This window comes from Cryobacterium sp. TMB3-10 (assembly GCF_004402305.1).
Lineage (GTDB): Bacteria > Actinomycetota > Actinomycetes > Actinomycetales > Microbacteriaceae > Cryobacterium > Cryobacterium zongtaii.
Window position 1 is genome coordinate 104,085 of record NZ_SOGH01000019.1, and the last position, 14,098, is coordinate 118,182.

Annotated in this window: 25 protein-coding genes; 23 read left to right on the forward strand and 2 right to left on the reverse strand. The window is 63.4% G+C overall.

The genetic code is table 11. The features are described 5' to 3' along the window. Positions 1-295 precede the first annotated feature (295 nt). The 23 genes from rpsJ (at position 296) to map (ending at position 12,832) form a co-directional block, all read left to right on the forward strand. Positions 296-604, forward strand: a complete 309-nt coding sequence (rpsJ, locus tag E3T22_RS07815; RefSeq protein WP_035834607.1) for a 30S ribosomal protein S10 — start codon at positions 296-298, stop codon at positions 602-604. An 8-nt stretch (positions 605-612) separates the two neighbouring features. Next, positions 613-1,272, forward strand: a complete 660-nt coding sequence (gene rplC / locus E3T22_RS07820) for a 50S ribosomal protein L3 (protein ID WP_088457178.1) — start codon at positions 613-615, stop codon at positions 1,270-1,272. A 4-nt stretch (positions 1,273-1,276) separates the two neighbouring features. Beyond that, positions 1,277-1,927 carry a 50S ribosomal protein L4 gene (gene rplD, locus E3T22_RS07825; protein ID WP_088457177.1) on the forward strand — a complete coding sequence of 217 codons (651 nt, stop codon included), beginning with the start codon at positions 1,277-1,279 and terminating at the stop codon, positions 1,925-1,927. Then, positions 1,927-2,229, forward strand: coding sequence for a 50S ribosomal protein L23 (gene rplW, locus E3T22_RS07830; protein ID WP_088457176.1), 303 nt, complete (start codon positions 1,927-1,929; stop codon positions 2,227-2,229). The genes rplD and rplW overlap by 1 nt, the downstream gene beginning before the upstream one ends. Before the next feature lie 25 nt (positions 2,230-2,254). Next, positions 2,255-3,094: a 50S ribosomal protein L2 gene (rplB, locus tag E3T22_RS07835; protein WP_066597631.1), complete on the forward strand. Its 840-nt coding sequence runs from the start codon at positions 2,255-2,257 to the stop codon at positions 3,092-3,094. 9 nt (positions 3,095-3,103) lie between these two features. Then, entirely contained in the window at positions 3,104-3,385 is a 282-nt protein-coding gene (gene rpsS / locus E3T22_RS07840; RefSeq protein ID WP_066597628.1) for a 30S ribosomal protein S19, read from the forward strand. A 23-nt stretch (positions 3,386-3,408) separates the two neighbouring features. Further along, complete coding sequence (rplV, locus tag E3T22_RS07845; RefSeq protein WP_066597626.1) at positions 3,409-3,774, forward strand: 50S ribosomal protein L22; 366 nt, start codon at positions 3,409-3,411, stop codon at positions 3,772-3,774. Further along, complete coding sequence (gene rpsC, locus E3T22_RS07850) at positions 3,774-4,538, forward strand: 30S ribosomal protein S3 (RefSeq protein ID WP_066597624.1); 765 nt, start codon at positions 3,774-3,776, stop codon at positions 4,536-4,538. Before rplV ends, rpsC begins: the two co-directional genes overlap by 1 nt. Further along, positions 4,538-4,957 carry a 50S ribosomal protein L16 gene (gene rplP / locus E3T22_RS07855; protein WP_066597622.1) on the forward strand — a complete coding sequence of 140 codons (420 nt, stop codon included), beginning with the start codon at positions 4,538-4,540 and terminating at the stop codon, positions 4,955-4,957. Before rpsC ends, rplP begins: the two co-directional genes overlap by 1 nt. Beyond that, positions 4,957-5,295, forward strand: coding sequence for a 50S ribosomal protein L29 (rpmC, locus tag E3T22_RS19540; RefSeq protein ID WP_066597620.1), 339 nt, complete (start codon positions 4,957-4,959; stop codon positions 5,293-5,295). The genes rplP and rpmC overlap by 1 nt, the downstream gene beginning before the upstream one ends. 2 nt (positions 5,296-5,297) lie before the next feature. Continuing rightward, positions 5,298-5,591, forward strand: coding sequence for a 30S ribosomal protein S17 (rpsQ, locus tag E3T22_RS07865; protein WP_088457175.1), 294 nt, complete (start codon positions 5,298-5,300; stop codon positions 5,589-5,591). Between the two features lie 33 nt (positions 5,592-5,624). Further along, the gene (gene rplN, locus E3T22_RS07870; RefSeq protein WP_066597616.1) at positions 5,625-5,993 is read left to right on the forward strand and encodes a 50S ribosomal protein L14; all 369 of its coding nucleotides are present in this window, start codon (positions 5,625-5,627) and stop codon (positions 5,991-5,993) included. Positions 5,994-5,996: 3 nt separating this feature from the next. Beyond that, positions 5,997-6,356, forward strand: coding sequence for a 50S ribosomal protein L24 (gene rplX / locus E3T22_RS07875; protein ID WP_088457174.1), 360 nt, complete (start codon positions 5,997-5,999; stop codon positions 6,354-6,356). Then, entirely contained in the window at positions 6,356-6,946 is a 591-nt protein-coding gene (gene rplE, locus E3T22_RS07880; protein WP_088457173.1) for a 50S ribosomal protein L5, read from the forward strand. Before rplX ends, rplE begins: the two co-directional genes overlap by 1 nt. A gap of 104 nt (positions 6,947-7,050) precedes the next feature. Beyond that, on the forward strand, positions 7,051-7,449 hold the full coding sequence (gene rpsH / locus E3T22_RS07885; protein ID WP_066597609.1) for a 30S ribosomal protein S8: 399 nt from the start codon (positions 7,051-7,053) through the stop codon (positions 7,447-7,449). A 6-nt stretch (positions 7,450-7,455) separates the two neighbouring features. Then, positions 7,456-7,992 carry a 50S ribosomal protein L6 gene (gene rplF / locus E3T22_RS07890; RefSeq protein WP_088457172.1) on the forward strand — a complete coding sequence of 179 codons (537 nt, stop codon included), beginning with the start codon at positions 7,456-7,458 and terminating at the stop codon, positions 7,990-7,992. Between the two features lie 2 nt (positions 7,993-7,994). Further along, complete coding sequence (rplR, locus tag E3T22_RS07895) at positions 7,995-8,366, forward strand: 50S ribosomal protein L18 (protein ID WP_088457171.1); 372 nt, start codon at positions 7,995-7,997, stop codon at positions 8,364-8,366. After that, entirely contained in the window at positions 8,363-9,076 is a 714-nt protein-coding gene (gene rpsE / locus E3T22_RS07900) for a 30S ribosomal protein S5 (protein ID WP_088457170.1), read from the forward strand. The genes rplR and rpsE overlap by 4 nt, the downstream gene beginning before the upstream one ends. Beyond that, positions 9,076-9,258: a 50S ribosomal protein L30 gene (rpmD, locus tag E3T22_RS07905; RefSeq protein ID WP_066597599.1), complete on the forward strand. Its 183-nt coding sequence runs from the start codon at positions 9,076-9,078 to the stop codon at positions 9,256-9,258. Before rpsE ends, rpmD begins: the two co-directional genes overlap by 1 nt. Next, entirely contained in the window at positions 9,258-9,860 is a 603-nt protein-coding gene (gene rplO / locus E3T22_RS07910; protein ID WP_088457169.1) for a 50S ribosomal protein L15, read from the forward strand. Before rpmD ends, rplO begins: the two co-directional genes overlap by 1 nt. Positions 9,861-9,962: 102 nt before the next feature. Continuing rightward, complete coding sequence (secY, locus tag E3T22_RS07915) at positions 9,963-11,285, forward strand: preprotein translocase subunit SecY (protein WP_088457168.1); 1,323 nt, start codon at positions 9,963-9,965, stop codon at positions 11,283-11,285. Next, positions 11,282-11,896: an adenylate kinase gene (locus E3T22_RS07920; RefSeq protein ID WP_134481034.1), complete on the forward strand. Its 615-nt coding sequence runs from the start codon at positions 11,282-11,284 to the stop codon at positions 11,894-11,896. The genes secY and E3T22_RS07920 overlap by 4 nt, the downstream gene beginning before the upstream one ends. A 99-nt stretch (positions 11,897-11,995) precedes the next feature. Beyond that, positions 11,996-12,832 carry a type I methionyl aminopeptidase gene (gene map, locus E3T22_RS07925; protein WP_240632261.1) on the forward strand — a complete coding sequence of 279 codons (837 nt, stop codon included), beginning with the start codon at positions 11,996-11,998 and terminating at the stop codon, positions 12,830-12,832. A gap of 89 nt (positions 12,833-12,921) precedes the next feature. Here the strand turns inward: map and E3T22_RS07930 are convergent, their stop codons facing one another. Together E3T22_RS07930 and E3T22_RS07935 are read right to left on the reverse strand one after the other, a co-directional pair. Further along, entirely contained in the window at positions 12,922-13,518 is a 597-nt protein-coding gene (locus tag E3T22_RS07930) for a TetR/AcrR family transcriptional regulator (RefSeq protein ID WP_134481035.1), read from the reverse strand. Further along, a complete protein-coding gene (locus E3T22_RS07935; protein WP_134481036.1) occupies positions 13,515-14,048 on the reverse strand; it encodes a DUF1569 domain-containing protein in 534 nt (177 codons plus the stop codon). The genes E3T22_RS07930 and E3T22_RS07935 overlap by 4 nt, the downstream gene beginning before the upstream one ends. Between the last annotated feature and the right edge of the window lie 50 nt (positions 14,049-14,098).

Here is a 14,098-nt window from a genome sequence, read left to right on the forward strand (position 1 = left end):
TTCGGATCGCGCTGCACGCGAGACCGGAATCACTACCAGGCAGTGCATAGCTCGCCCCTTGAGGGTCGGAGTTAGGCCGCGGGTAGCAGAACGAAGCTTAAATCAACTCCTTGGATGCCCGGGTAAAACCATGTCATCCGCCAGGCCCCGGTCTGGGGGAGTTGGCTCGAGAAGGTCGGATTCCCGGCCGGATCGAAATTGACAGATGAACAGTGGTGCGATAGCAGCAGTGCTACTACGGCGTCCAATGCAGCCCTCGGGATGTAAGAAGCCTTGACAAGAAAGAGAGTTCGACATGGCGGGACAGAAAATCCGCATTCGACTTAAGTCGTATGACCACGAGGTCATCGACATCTCGGCGCGCAAGATCGTCGACACCGTCACCCGTGCGGGTGCAACCGTTGTCGGCCCCGTGCCGCTTCCGACCGAGAAGAACGTGGTGTGTGTCATCCGTTCCCCTCACAAGTACAAGGACAGCCGGGAGCACTTTGAAATGCGCACCCACAAGCGTCTGATCGACATCATTGACCCGACGCCGAAGGCCGTCGACTCGCTCATGCGTCTCGACCTCCCGGCAGACGTCAACATCGAGATCAAGCTCTAGGGCCCGCGATGTCGTACGCAGATACCAAGACCACCAAGGGCCTCCTCGGCAAGAAGCTCGGCATGACTCAGGTGTGGGACGAGAACAACAAGCTTGTTCCCGTTACCGTCATCGAGATCTCGCCGAACGTCGTCACCCAGATCCGCACGAAGGACATCGACGGCTACGCCGGCGTCCAGATTGCCTCTGGCGCCATCGACCCCCGCAAGGTGAACAAGCCGTCCGCAGGACACTTCGAGAAGGCCGGCGTCACGCCGCGCCGTCACGTTACCGAGCTCCGCACCGCGGATGCCGCTGACTACACCCTGGGCCAGGAGCTCACCGTTGACGGTGTGTTCGTCGCCGGCACCAAGGTTGACGTCATGGGCACTTCCAAGGGCAAGGGCTTCGCCGGTGTTATGAAGCGTCACAACTTCAAGGGTGTTTCCGCTTCGCACGGTTCGCACCGCAACCACCGCAAGCCCGGTTCCATCGGTGCCTCCTCGACCCCCAGCCGTGTCTTCAAGGGCATGCGCATGGCCGGTCGTATGGGTGGCGAGCGCGTGACCGTGCTGAACCTCAAGGTTCACGCGATCGACGCCGACAAGGGCCTCATTCTGGTCAAGGGTGCCGTTCCCGGCGCCAAGGGCCGCCTCGTATTCGTCCGCACCGCAGTGAAGGGAGCGTAGTCCTATGGCTACCGCACTCGACCTCATCGATGCCAACGGCAAGAAGGCCGGCTCCGTTGAGCTGCCCGCCGAAATCTTCGACGTCCAGACCAACATCCCGCTGATTCACCAGGTTGTTGTCGCGCAGCTCGCTGCCGCACGCCAGGGAACGCACAAGGTAAAGAGCCGCGGAGAAGTTTCCGGTGCCGGCCGCAAGCCGTTCAAGCAGAAGGGAACCGGTCGCGCTCGTCAGGGCTCGATCCGCGCCCCTCAGATGACCGGTGGTGGCATCGTCCACGGACCGACCCCGCGCAGCTACGACCAGCGCACCCCGAAGAAGATGATTGCCGCCGCGCTCAAGGGTTCACTCTCTGACCGCGCCCGTGGTGACCGTCTGCACGTGGTGACCGCGCTGTTCTCGTCCGAGACGCCCAGCACCAAGGGCGCCATCACGCTGCTCACCCAGATCGCCAGCAGCAAGCACGTGCTGGTCGTCCTCGAGCGCACCGACGAGATGACTCTCCGCAGCATCCGCAACCTCCCGACGGTGCACGTGCTGTCGTGGGACCAGCTGAATGCCTACGACGTTCTCGTCTCTGACGACATCGTCTTCACCAAGGGCGCGTTTGACGCGTTCGTGGCGCACAAGACCAAGAAGGAAGAGGTGTCCGCATAATGGCTACCCCGATTCAAAAGGACCCCCGCGACGTCATCATCGCTCCGGTCGTCTCTGAAAAGAGCTACGGCCTGATCGACGAGGGCAAGTACACCTTCATCGTGGACCCGCGTTCGAACAAGACCGAAATCAAGCTGGCGATCGAGAAGATCTTCAAGGTTGAGGTTGCGTCGATCAACACCATGAACCGCATCGGCAAGACTCGCCGTACCAAGTTCGGCATGGGTAAGCGCAAGGACACCAAGCGTGCCATCGTCACGCTCAAGTCCGGTTCCATCGACATCTTCACGGCCGTCGGCTAAGCGGCCAGGACTAGAGGAATAAGAAATGGCTATTCGTAAGTACAAGCCCACGACCCCCGGTCGTCGCGGTTCATCTGTTGCGGACTTCGCAGAGATCACCCGTTCGACGCCCGAGAAGTCGCTGCTTCGTCCGCTGTCCAAGACCGGTGGTCGTAACAACCAGGGTCGCATCACGACGCGTCACATCGGTGGTGGCCACAAGCGCCAGTACCGCGTGATCGACTTCCGTCGTAACGACAAAGACGGTGTCAACGCCAAGGTCGCTCACATTGAGTACGACCCCAACCGCACGGCGCGCATCGCGTTGCTGCACTTCATGGACGGCTCCAAGCGCTACATCATTGCGCCGAACAAGCTGAACCAGGGCGACATCGTCGAGTCGGGTGCCGGTGCTGACATCAAGCCCGGCAACAACCTGCCGCTGAAGAACATCCCCACCGGTACCATCATTCACGCCATCGAGATCCGTCCGGGTGGTGGCGCCAAGCTGGCCCGCTCCGCCGGAGTGTCGGTTCGCCTGGTCGCGAAGGATGGCATCTACGCCCAGCTGCGCCTGCCGTCCGGAGAAATCCGTAACGTCGACGCTCGCTGCCGCGCCACGATCGGTGAGGTCGGCAACGCCGAGCAGTCGAACATCAACTGGGGCAAGGCCGGCCGGATGCGCTGGAAAGGCGTTCGCCCGACCGTTCGTGGTGTTGCCATGAACCCGGTCGACCACCCGCACGGTGGTGGTGAGGGTAAGACGTCCGGTGGACGTCACCCCGTCAGCCCCTGGGGCCAGAAGGAAGGGCGCACCCGCCACCCGAACAAGGAAAGCGACAAGCTCATTGTTCGTCGCCGTACCGTCGGCAAGAAGCGTAAGTAGGAGTAGACGATGCCAAGAAGTCTTAAGAAGGGCCCCTTCGTTGACGACCACCTGCTTCGCAAGGTTGTCAAGGCGAATGAAGCCTCAAGCAAGAACGTAATCAAGACCTGGTCGCGCCGTTCGATGATCATCCCCGACATGCTCGGGCACACCATCGCGGTTCACGACGGTCGCAAGCACATCCCGGTGTTCGTCACCGAGAGCATGGTTGGGCACAAACTCGGCGAGTTTGCTCCCACCCGCACCTTCCGTGGTCACGTGAAGGATGACAAGAAGGGTCGTCGCCGCTAACGCGGTGACGTGAAGGAGGAGAAATGGTGGAGTCGATCGCACGCGTGCGTCATATCCGCGTTACCGCCCAGAAGGCCCGTCGCGTTGTCAACCTGATTCGTGGCAAGCAGGCGCACGAAGCGCTGGGAATTCTCAAGTTCGCGCCGCAGGGCGCGTCCGACCCCGTGTACAAGCTGGTCGAATCGGCCATCGCGAACGCACGGGTCAAGGCCGATGCTGCGAACGAGTTCCTGGACGAACAGGATCTGTTCATCTCCCAGGCATTCGTCGACGAGGGCACGACGCTCAAGCGTTTCCAGGCCCGCGCACAGGGTCGCGCATTCCAGATCAAGAAGCGTACGAGCCACATCACTGTTGTGCTCGCCACTCCTGAGGAGGGTACGAAGTAATGGGTCAGAAAGTAAACCCGTATGGCTTCCGTCTGGGAATCACGACCGACCACGTGTCGCGTTGGTTCTCTGACAGCACGAAGCCGGGCCAGCGTTACAGCGACTTCGTCGCTGAAGACGTCAAGATCCGCCGCCTGTTGAGCACCAGCCTCGACCGCGCCGGCGTGTCCCGCATCGAGATCGAGCGCACCCGCGATCGTGTCCGTGTCGACATTCACACCGCCCGTCCGGGCATCGTGATCGGTCGTCGCGGCGCGGAAGCAGAGCGCATCCGGTCCGACCTTGAAAAGCTCACCGCCAAGCAGATCCAGCTGAACATCCTCGAGGTCAAGAACCCCGAGCAGGATGCACAGCTCGTCGCGCAGGGCATTGCAGAGCAGCTCTCCGCTCGTGTGGCTTTCCGCCGCGCGATGCGTAAGGGCCTGCAGGGCGCCCAGCGCGCCGGCGCCAAGGGTGTTCGCATCCAGGTGTCCGGTCGTCTCGGTGGCGCTGAGATGAGCCGTTCGGAGTTCTACCGCGAAGGTCGTGTGCCGCTGCACACCCTGCGCGCGAACATCGACTACGGCTTCTACGAAGCCAAGACCACCTTCGGCCGCATCGGCGTGAAGGTCTGGATCTACAAGGGCGACATCACCAACAAGGAACTCGCTCGTGAGCAGGCCAACGCTAAGTCGTCCCGCCCCGAGCGTCGTGACGACCGTCCCCGCCGTGCGCCTCGCGCAGAGGGCGCGGCTCCGGTTGCAGCAGGAGTTGAGGCTAAATAATGTTGATTCCCCGCAGAGTTAAGCACCGCAAGCAGCACCACCCCGGCCGTACCGGCCACGCAACCGGTGGTACCACTGTTTCGTTCGGCGAGTATGGCATTCAGGCCCTCACCCCCGCGTACGTGACCAACCGTCAGATCGAGTCCGCTCGTATCGCCATGACGCGTCACATCAAGCGTGGCGGCAAGGTCTGGATCAACATCTACCCGGACCGCCCGCTCACCAAGAAGCCTGCCGAAACCCGCATGGGTTCCGGTAAGGGTTCGGTCGAGTGGTGGGTCGCGAACGTCAAGCCGGGCCGCGTGCTCTTCGAGCTTTCCGGTGTCTCTGACACCGTTGCTCGCGAAGCGCTCACCCGTGCAATTCACAAGCTGCCCCTCAAGGCACGCATCATCAAGCGCGAGGAGGGCGACGCATAATGGCGATCGGATCCAAGGAGCTCGCCTCAGTCGAGCTCGACACCTTTGAAAACGAACGACTGTTCGACGAGCTGAAGAAGGCCAAGGAAGAGCTGTTCAACCTGCGCTTCCAGTCGGCCACCGGCCAGCTCGAAAGCCACGGCCGCCTTCGCGCGGTCAAGCGGGACATTGCACGCATCTACACGGTTCTCCGTGAGCGCGAGCTGGGCATTCGTGCCACTCCCGTCGCAGTCGAGGCTCCGGCCAAGGCTGAGAAGAAGACGACCAAGAAGGCCAAGGCCAAGGACGCATCCACGGATGCTCCCGAGGCTGACGCCGTCGAGACGAAGGAGGCCTAATCATGGCGAAGACTGACGAAACGGTCGTCCCCGCCGAGGCTCTCGTGCGCGGCTACCGCAAGACGATGCGTGGTTACGTGACCAGCGACAAGATGGATAAGACCATCGTTGTCGAGGTCGAAGACCGCGTGAAGCACCCCCTATACGGCAAGGTCATCCGCCGTACGTCCAAGCTGAAGGTTCACGACGAGGCGAACACCGCCGGCGTCGGCGACCTGGTCCTGATCAGCGAAACTCGCCCGCTGAGCGCTACCAAGCGCTTCCGCCTGGTCGAGATTCTCGAGAAGGCCAAGTAAGCCTCGCGCTTACTTGATAGAAGGAGTTAGAAAGTGCTTCAGCAAGAATCACGACTCAAAGTTGCCGACAACACCGGTGCCAAGGTCCTGTTGACGATCCGCGTTCTCGGTGGCTCCGGCCGTCGTTACGCCGGACTGGGTGACGTTATCGTCGCCACCGTCAAGGACGCCATCCCGGGCGGCAACGTCAAGAAGGGTGACGTCGTCAAAGCCGTCATCGTTCGCGTCAAAAAGCAGACCCGTCGTCCAGACGGCTCGTACATCAAGTTCGATGAGAACGCCGCAGTGATCTTGAAGGCTGACGGAGACCCCCGTGGTACCCGTATCTTCGGACCGGTCGGTCGCGAACTCCGCGACAAGAAGTTCATGAAGATCATTTCGTTGGCACCGGAGGTTATCTAAATCATGGCCAGAATCAAGAAGGGTGACCTCGTAGAGGTCATCACCGGCCGCACCCAGGCTCGCGGCGGAGACCGTGGCAAGCAGGGTCGTGTGCTCGAGGTACAGGTCGAGAAGAACCGCGTCCTGATCGAAGGAATCAACTTCGTCAAGAAGCACGTTCGCGTCGGCCAGACCCAGCGCGGCTCCAAGACCGGCGGCATCGAGACTGTGGAAGCATCGATTCACGCTTCCAACGTCGCGCTCGTCGACCCGGAGACCAAGAAGCCGACCAAGGTCGGGTTCCGTCTCGAAGAGGTAACGAAGGACGGCGTCACCAAGACGGTCCGCGTTCGTTACGCCAAGAAGTCAGGTAAGGACCTCTAATGACTGACATCGCAACCGAGGGCGCAAAGCCCGTCGTTCTGCCGCGTCTCAAGCAGAAGTATCGCGAAGAGATCTCCCTGCAGCTCGCCAAGGACCTGGGTTTCACCAACGTCCACCAGGTACCCAACCTGACGAAGATCATCGTCAACATGGGTGTCGGCGAGGCAGCACGCGACGGCAAGATCATGGATGGCGCCGTCGCCGACCTCACCAAGATCACCGGCCAGAAGCCGCAGGTCACCAAGGCACGCAAGTCCATCGCGCAGTTCAAACTGCGTGAAGGACAGCCCATTGGCACGCACGTCACACTTCGTGGCGACCGCATGTGGGAGTTCCTCGACCGGCTGCTCAGCCTCGCCCTGCCCCGTATCCGCGACTTCCGCGGCCTCTCGGACAAGCAGTTCGACGGCGCCGGCAACTACACGTTCGGTCTCACGGAGCAGGTCATGTTCCACGAGATCGACCAGGACCGGATCGACCGTGTTCGCGGTATGGACATCACTGTTGTGACGACCGCCAAGAACAACGACGAGGGTCGCGCGCTGCTCAAGGCGCTCGGCTTCCCGTTCAAGACGGCCGAGAACTCCTAAACTAGCTTTACCCCGGGGGCCGGACAACCGTTCGGCCCCCTCCACCACCACAGGTCGTCATCCGTGTAACGGGTGCACGAAACCAGGCGAGAAAGGCACCACAAATGACAATGACAGATCCGGTCGCAGATATGCTGACCAGACTGCGCAACGCTAACTCGGCGTACCACGACACAGTGTCGATGCCGCACAGCAAGCTCAAGGCGCACATCGCAGACATCCTCAAGGCACAGGGTTACATCTCTGCCTGGGACGTCAAGGATGCAGAGGTCGGAAAGACCCTCACGCTGAACCTCAAGTTCGGCCCCAACCGCGAGCGTTCCATCGTCGGCATCAAGCGGGTTTCCAAGCCCGGCCTGCGCGTGTACGCAAAGTCGACTGAGATCCCCACGGTTCTCGGCGGCCTCGGCGTTGCCATCCTGTCCACCTCCAGCGGTCTGCTCACCGACCGCCAGGCTGAGAAGAAGGGCGTAGGCGGAGAAGTTCTCGCCTACGTGTGGTAGCCGACAATGTCACGTATTGGAAGACTTCCGATCGAGATCCCCGCGGGTGTCACGGTCGAAGCTAACGGCCAGGCCGTTAGCGTCAAGGGTCCGAAGGGTGAGCTCGCGCTCACCGTCGCCAACCCCATCGAGGTTCAGGTCACCGATGGCCAGGTTCTGGTCACGCGTCCCGACGACGAGCGCGCTTCGCGTTCGCTGCACGGACTGACCCGTACCCTGATCGCCAACCAGATCATCGGCGTCACCGTGGGTTACACCAAGGGACTCGAGATCGTCGGTACCGGTTACCGCGTTGCGCAGAAGGGCACCTCCGTTGAGTTCGCCCTTGGCTTCTCGCACCCGGTCCTCATTGAGCCGCCCGTTGGTATCTCCCTGACCGTCGAGGGCGTTAACAAGCTCACGGTCAGCGGTATCGACAAGCAGGCCGTCGGTGAGGTTGCCGCAAACATCCGTAAGATTCGCAAGCCTGAGCCCTACAAGGGTAAGGGTGTGCGTTACGCCGGCGAGATTGTTCGCCGCAAGGCCGGAAAGAGTGGTAAGTAACCATGGGTCTCGGAACTAGAGGAAAAAGCAAGTCGGCTGCCCGCGGACGCAGGCACGCACGTCTTCGCAAGAAGATCGAGGGGACCGCGCTTCGTCCGCGTCTCGTCGTCACCCGCTCGGCTCGCCACGTATTCGTGCAGGTCGTTGACGACAGCAAGGGTTTCACCCTCGCGTCGGCGTCGACTCTCGAAACCGGTCTGCGCACCTTCGATGGTGACAAGACCGCCAAGGCGCACAAGGTCGGCGAGCTCGTCGCCGAGCGCGCCAAAGCCGCCGGTATCGAAGCCGTCGTATTTGACCGTGGTGGCAGCAAGTACGCAGGACGCGTCGCAGCCATCGCCGAAGGAGCCCGAAAGGGAGGGTTGGACCTGTGAGCACTGAATCCAGTAGCACCGCAGCAGCGAAGGAAGCTGACGTCGTCACTGAAGTTCCGGTGGAAACCGCAGCTTCGACCACGCCGCCGCAGAACGAGCCTCGTGAGGCTCGCCGTGGTGGCCGTGAGCGCAGCCCGAACCGTGAGCGCGGAAGCCGTGACGCCGAGAAGAGCCAGTTCCTCGAGCGCGTCGTCACGATCAACCGTGTTTCCAAGGTCGTCAAGGGTGGTCGTCGCTTCAGCTTCACCGCTCTGGTCGTCGTCGGAGACGGTAACGGCCTGGTAGGCGTTGGTTACGGTAAGGCCCGCGAGGTCCCGACCGCAATCAGCAAGGGCGTCGAGGAAGCGAAGAAGAACTTCTTCCGCGTTCCCCGCGTCGGCCTGACCATCCCGCACCCCGTTCAGGGTGAAGCAGCTGCCGGAGTCGTTCTTCTCCGTCCGGCCGCAGCAGGTACCGGCGTTATCGCCGGTGGCCCGGTGCGCGCCGTACTCGAATGCGCCGGCATCCACGACGTTCTGAGCAAGTCGCTCGGTTCGTCGAACACCATCAACATCGTGCACGCCACGGTGGAGGCCCTGCACCAGCTCGAAGAGCCTCGTGCAGTCGCGGCTCGCCGTGGCCTTCCCTACGAAGACGTGGCTCCGGCCCGTTTTCTGCGTGCCGACGCGGCTGCAGCAGCAGCCGCCGCAAGCGCGAAGGCAGGTGCCTAATGGCTCAGCTGAAGATTACGCAGATCAAGTCCAAAATTAGTGAGAAGCAGAACCAGCGCGACACACTGCGCAGCCTGGGCCTGCGTCGCATTGGCGCCGTCACGATCCGCGAGGACAACTCGCAGAACCGTGGCTACGTCAACACCGTTGCTCACCTTGTGAAGGTCGAGGAGATTGACTAATGGCTGACGAGAAGGAAGCTACCGAGAAGGTAGCAACCAAGCCCGCCGCTAAGAAGGCCGCCGCCCCCAAGGCGACGACCACGAAGGCTGCTGCAGCCAAGGCTCCGGCCAAGACTGTTGCCGCTAAGAAGGCCGCCGCGCCGACTGAGCCCACTGAGGTCCGTCCGCAGGTACTGAAGGTGCACCACCTTCGTCCCGCGCCCGGATCGAAGAAGGACAAGCAGCGCGTTGGCCGTGGTGAAGGATCCAAGGGTAAGACCGCGGGTCGTGGAACCAAGGGCACCAAGGCGCGCTACACCGTGCGTATCGGCTTCGAGGGTGGGCAGATGCCGCTGCACATGCGCACCCCGAAGCTGCGCGGGTTCAAGAACCCGTTCCGCGTCGAGTACCAGGTTGTAAACCTGGAGCGCCTCGCCGAGCTGTACCCGACCGGCGGCGATGTAACCATCGCTTCGCTGGTCGCCAAGGGTGCCGTTCGCGACAACGAGAAGGTCAAGGTTCTCGGCAATGGTGACATTGCGGTTAAGCTGACTGTTGCAGTCGATAAGGTCTCCCGCTCAGCAGAGCAGAAGATCGTCGCAGCAGGTGGCTCGATCAAGTAGTAAGACCCGTAGACGAGATCGAGCTTGTCGAGCCTGCCCAGCGATTAAAGCGCTGGTGCTGACTCGGCAAGCTCGTTCTTTGTTACTAACTGGAGGCCTTTTTTGTTTAGCGCCATTGCGCGGATATTCCGCACGCCGGACCTTCGTAAGAAGATCGGGTTCACCCTGGGCATCGTCGCCCTGTTCCGTCTGGGCTCGTTCATCCCCGCCCCGTTCGTGGACTTCGGCAACGTGCAAGCCTGTCTTGCAGCGAACCAGGGAACGAGCGGCCTCTACGAGCTCGTGAACCTGTTCAGCGGTGGCGCCCTGCTGCAGCTGTCAGTCTTCGCGCTGGGGATCATGCCGTACATCACGGCCTCCATCATCGTGCAGCTGCTGCGCGTGGTGATTCCACACTTCGAGACCCTCTACAAGGAGGGTGCGGCGGGCCAGTCCAAGCTCACGCAGTACACCCGGTACCTCACCATCGCCCTGGGCATCCTGCAGTCGACCACGCTGATCACCGTGGCCCGCAGCGGCGCCCTGTTCGGCACCTCGGCCTCCTCCGAGTGCTCCCAGCTGCTCACCAACGACGCCTGGTACGCCATCATGCTGATGGTCATCACCATGACCGCCGGTACCGGCGTGATCATGTGGATGGGTGAGATGATCACCGAGCGCGGCATCGGCAACGGAATGTCGCTGCTGATCTTCACGTCGATCGCTGCCCAGTTCCCCAACTCGCTGATCTCCATCGCCCAGCAGAAGGGCATCGAGATCTTCCTGGTCGTCCTCGCGATCGGCCTCGTGGTCGTAGCGGGTGTGGTTTTCGTCGAACAGTCGCAGCGCCGCATCCCGGTGCAGTACGCCAAGCGCATGGTGGGTCGCCGTACCTACGGCGGCAACAACACCTACATCCCGATCAAGGTGAACATGGCCGGCGTTGTGCCCGTCATCTTCGCATCGTCGCTGCTGTACCTGCCGGCCCTGATCGCCCAGTTCAACCAGCCCGCCGCCGGCGAGACGCCGCAGGCCTGGGTCACCTGGGTCACCAACAACCTCACCCAGGGCAGCCACCCGCTGTACATGGCGTTCTACTTCCTGCTCATCGTGGGCTTCACCTACTTCTACGTCGCGATCACCTTCAACCCTGAAGAGGTCGCCGACAACATGAAGAAGTACGGCGGCTTCATCCCCGGCATCCGTGCCGGCCGGCCCACCGCCGAGTACCTCGACTACGTGCTCACCCGCGTGACTCTGCCCGGTGCCCTCTACCTCGGCCTCATCGCGCTGATCCCGCTGATCGCGTTCTCGCTGATCGGCGCCGACCAGAACTTCCCGTTCGGTGGCGCCAGCCTCCTGATCATCGTCGGCGTCGGCCTGGAGACGGTCAAGCAGATCGACTCCCAGCTGCAACAGCGCCACTACGAAGGGCTCCTGCGATGACCCGTCTTCTCGTGATCGGACCCCCCGGGGCCGGCAAGGGCACTCAGGCCGTGCGCCTGGCCGAAGCCTTCGGCATTCCCGCCATCTCCACCGGCGATATCTTCCGTCACAACGTGAAGACCGAAACCGAGCTGGGCCTGAAGGTCAAGGCGTTCATCGAGGCCGGCAAGTACGTGCCCGACTCGCTGACCAACGAGATCGTCGCCGACCGCCTCCAGGAGCCGGATGCCCGTGGTGGTTTCCTGCTCGACGGCTACCCGCGCACCACCGACCAGGTGCTCGAGCTCGACCGCCTGCTCGACGCCGAAGGCACCTCGCTCGACGCCGTGGTGCAGATCGTCGCGGACACCGACGAGGTCGTCGCCCGGCTGCTCAAACGGGCCGCCGAGCAGGGCCGCGCGGATGACACCGCCGAGGTCATCCGGCACCGTCTCGACGTCTACGAAGAGCAGACCGCACCGCTCATCGACCTGTACGTCAAGCGCGGCGTCGTGGTCACCATCGACGGCCTCGGTGCCGTCGACCAGGTCACCGACCGTATCGTGGCCGCGCTGGCCGAACGCGGTCTGCACGCCGTCGGTCCCACCGACGCCGTGGCGGCATCCGTCTAGATTTGCTGTGATGGGGCGTCGGCTTCGGTCGGCGCCCTTTCGTTTTCTCACCCGGGCGCTCTCCGGCGCCGGCTCCGTACGACGACTTAGTTTGCAGGTATGACCGTGGCCCTTCGCCGCTCCATCTACAAGTCCCCGGCGCAGATGCGCCTGATGCTGGCCCCCGGCCTGGCGACCGCTGCGTCGCTCGTGGCGGCGCGGGAAGCCATGCAGGTGGGCGTCACTACCCTCGAGCTGGATGCCGCCGCTGAGGCGGCCATCGTGGCGCTGGGCGGCCGGCCCAACTTCAAGCTCGAGCAGGGCTACTTCCACACGGTGTGCGCCTCGGTGAACGACGACGTGGTGCACGGCATCCCCAATGGTCGAGTGCTCGGTGCCGGCGACATCGTGTCAATCGACAGTGGCGCGATCATCGACGGCTGGAACGGCGACGCGGCATTCACCTTCGTGCTGCCGGACCCGTCGCGGCCCGAGCTCGTCGCCGAGCGCGAGGAACTCTCGCGGGTGACCGAGCAGTCGCTCTGGCATGGCATCGCCCGCCTGGCCGAGGCGCGGCACCTCAACGAGGTCGGCGAGGCCATCGAGGACTACATCGAATCGCAAGGCAGCTACGGGATCCTCACCGACTACGTGGGCCACGGCATCGGCAAGTCGATGCACGAGGCACCGCCGGTGTTCAACTACCGGGTGCGCCAGAAGGGCCCGGACGTGAAGCCCGGCCTGGTCGTGGCGATCGAGCCGATGGTGGTGCTCGGCGACATCGAGACCTACACCCGTGACGACGACTGGACCGTCGCCACCAGCGACGGCAAGGCGGCCGCGCACTGGGAGCACAGCGTCGCCGTGCACAAGGACGGCATCTGGGTGCTCACCGCCGAAGACGGCGGCGCCGCGGGCCTGGCCCAGTTCGGCATCACCCCCACCCCGCCGGCCTAGCCTCCCTCGCGTCTCGTAACTGTGCCCGAAGCGGACATTTGCGCCCGGTACGCCGGCCGCACTTGTCCGCTTCGGGACCAGTTGGTGGGCTAAATCGCGTTGGGCAGGGTGGCCCGGATGGCGGCTGCGAGGTGCGCCGGGACCAAGCGGGCCACCGCGGCGGGGCCGTCGGCTCGCAGGAGCAGCGGGGTCGTGACGAGGGCGATGGCGAGCTTTGCCGCATCCTGCCCGTTGTAGCCCGACTGAATCTCGCCTCGGGCCATCGCGCGGTCGAGGATCGCCGCGATGTGCGTCTCGGTGGCACCGACGATTTCGCGCTCGATGATCTCCGCGATGGCGGGGTCGTGCGCGGCCTGGCCGACCAGGGACTTGAGTACGATGCCGAGGTCGCCGCTGAGCGCGGTGATCTTGTTGCCGAGGAGCGCGGTCAGGTCGCCATCGAGCGAACCGGTGTCGTCGCCACTGAGATAGTCGGCCACGATCGTGCGGGCAGCGGAAGCGACGAGCTCTTCCTTGGTAGCCCACCGGCGGTACAGCGACGCCGTGGAGACCCCGGCCCGCCGAGCGATGGCCGAGGTGGTGAGGGCGCCGTAGCCGTGCTCGGCCAGCAGCAGGGTAGTGGCGGCGACCACGGCGTCGTCGACCCTGGCATCCATCGGGCGGCCGCGGGGGACTGCGGTGATCATCGGGCCGGGGTGGCGGGCTGGGGTGCGGCGGGCGCATCCGCGCCGGGCAGGTGCTCGCGCAGGTGCTGGGTTTGCAGGTTGGCCACCTGGGCCTTGGTGCAGCGGCCGTAGGTGGGGTGCGGCTGGAGGTCGCCGGTGAAGGCGACGAGCGCGTTCACCGCGGTGCGGAGCACGGCGACAGCGGCAAGGTCGGGCATTGCGGGGTCGAGCTCCGGGGCGCCGGAGACCGGGGCAGAGAGGTTGTGCCGCATGGCTCCGCGACGCAGGAAGAGGTGCTTGACGGCTCGGCCCACCGTGACCCGCAGTGAGACGGGCGCGAGGTGCGGGTAGCCCGTCATGGAGTAGCCGATGCTCTGCGCCGCAGGCTGCGCGGTTTCGGAGAAACTGTACGTGCCGCGGGGGCTGAGCAGGGCCGCCCCCGAACCCTGCTGGCGCACCCGCGACTCGAGGGTGTCGACGAAGGTGACGAGTGCGGCGAGCGACGAGGGCGCATCCGGGATATCAGTGGAAGAAGTGAACGGTGAGGACATGCACTCGAAAATACTCCCTTTAAGAAACGAAAGCGAACTGTTTCGTAATA

What these genes read in the sequence shown, in the direction of transcription:
- rplX (WP_088457174.1), top strand. Translation starts at nt 5,997, where the DNA reads ATGGCCAGAATCAAGAAGGGTGACCTCGTAGAGGTCATCACCGGCCGC.
- rpmD (WP_066597599.1), top strand. Translation starts at nt 9,076, where the DNA reads ATGGCTCAGCTGAAGATTACGCAGATCAAGTCCAAAATTAGTGAGAAG.
- E3T22_RS07930 (WP_134481035.1), bottom strand. Translation starts at nt 13,518, where the DNA reads ATGATCACCGCAGTCCCCCGCGGCCGCCCGATGGATGCCAGGGTCGAC.
- rplD (WP_088457177.1), top strand. Translation starts at nt 1,277, where the DNA reads ATGGCTACCGCACTCGACCTCATCGATGCCAACGGCAAGAAGGCCGGC.
- rplC (WP_088457178.1), top strand. Translation starts at nt 613, where the DNA reads ATGTCGTACGCAGATACCAAGACCACCAAGGGCCTCCTCGGCAAGAAG.
- rplV (WP_066597626.1), top strand. Translation starts at nt 3,409, where the DNA reads ATGGTGGAGTCGATCGCACGCGTGCGTCATATCCGCGTTACCGCCCAG.
- map (WP_240632261.1), top strand. Translation starts at nt 11,996, where the DNA reads ATGACCGTGGCCCTTCGCCGCTCCATCTACAAGTCCCCGGCGCAGATG.
- rplB (WP_066597631.1), top strand. Translation starts at nt 2,255, where the DNA reads ATGGCTATTCGTAAGTACAAGCCCACGACCCCCGGTCGTCGCGGTTCA.
- rplO (WP_088457169.1), top strand. Translation starts at nt 9,258, where the DNA reads ATGGCTGACGAGAAGGAAGCTACCGAGAAGGTAGCAACCAAGCCCGCC.
- rplW (WP_088457176.1), top strand. Translation starts at nt 1,927, where the DNA reads ATGGCTACCCCGATTCAAAAGGACCCCCGCGACGTCATCATCGCTCCG.
- rplE (WP_088457173.1), top strand. Translation starts at nt 6,356, where the DNA reads ATGACTGACATCGCAACCGAGGGCGCAAAGCCCGTCGTTCTGCCGCGT.
- E3T22_RS07920 (WP_134481034.1), top strand. Translation starts at nt 11,282, where the DNA reads ATGACCCGTCTTCTCGTGATCGGACCCCCCGGGGCCGGCAAGGGCACT.
- rpsQ (WP_088457175.1), top strand. Translation starts at nt 5,298, where the DNA reads ATGGCGAAGACTGACGAAACGGTCGTCCCCGCCGAGGCTCTCGTGCGC.
- rpsJ (WP_035834607.1), top strand. Translation starts at nt 296, where the DNA reads ATGGCGGGACAGAAAATCCGCATTCGACTTAAGTCGTATGACCACGAG.
- rplP (WP_066597622.1), top strand. Translation starts at nt 4,538, where the DNA reads ATGTTGATTCCCCGCAGAGTTAAGCACCGCAAGCAGCACCACCCCGGC.
- rpsH (WP_066597609.1), top strand. Translation starts at nt 7,051, where the DNA reads ATGACAATGACAGATCCGGTCGCAGATATGCTGACCAGACTGCGCAAC.
- rplF (WP_088457172.1), top strand. Translation starts at nt 7,456, where the DNA reads ATGTCACGTATTGGAAGACTTCCGATCGAGATCCCCGCGGGTGTCACG.
- rpmC (WP_066597620.1), top strand. Translation starts at nt 4,957, where the DNA reads ATGGCGATCGGATCCAAGGAGCTCGCCTCAGTCGAGCTCGACACCTTT.
- E3T22_RS07935 (WP_134481036.1), bottom strand. Translation starts at nt 14,048, where the DNA reads ATGTCCTCACCGTTCACTTCTTCCACTGATATCCCGGATGCGCCCTCG.
- rpsS (WP_066597628.1), top strand. Translation starts at nt 3,104, where the DNA reads ATGCCAAGAAGTCTTAAGAAGGGCCCCTTCGTTGACGACCACCTGCTT.
- rplR (WP_088457171.1), top strand. Translation starts at nt 7,995, where the DNA reads ATGGGTCTCGGAACTAGAGGAAAAAGCAAGTCGGCTGCCCGCGGACGC.
- rpsC (WP_066597624.1), top strand. Translation starts at nt 3,774, where the DNA reads ATGGGTCAGAAAGTAAACCCGTATGGCTTCCGTCTGGGAATCACGACC.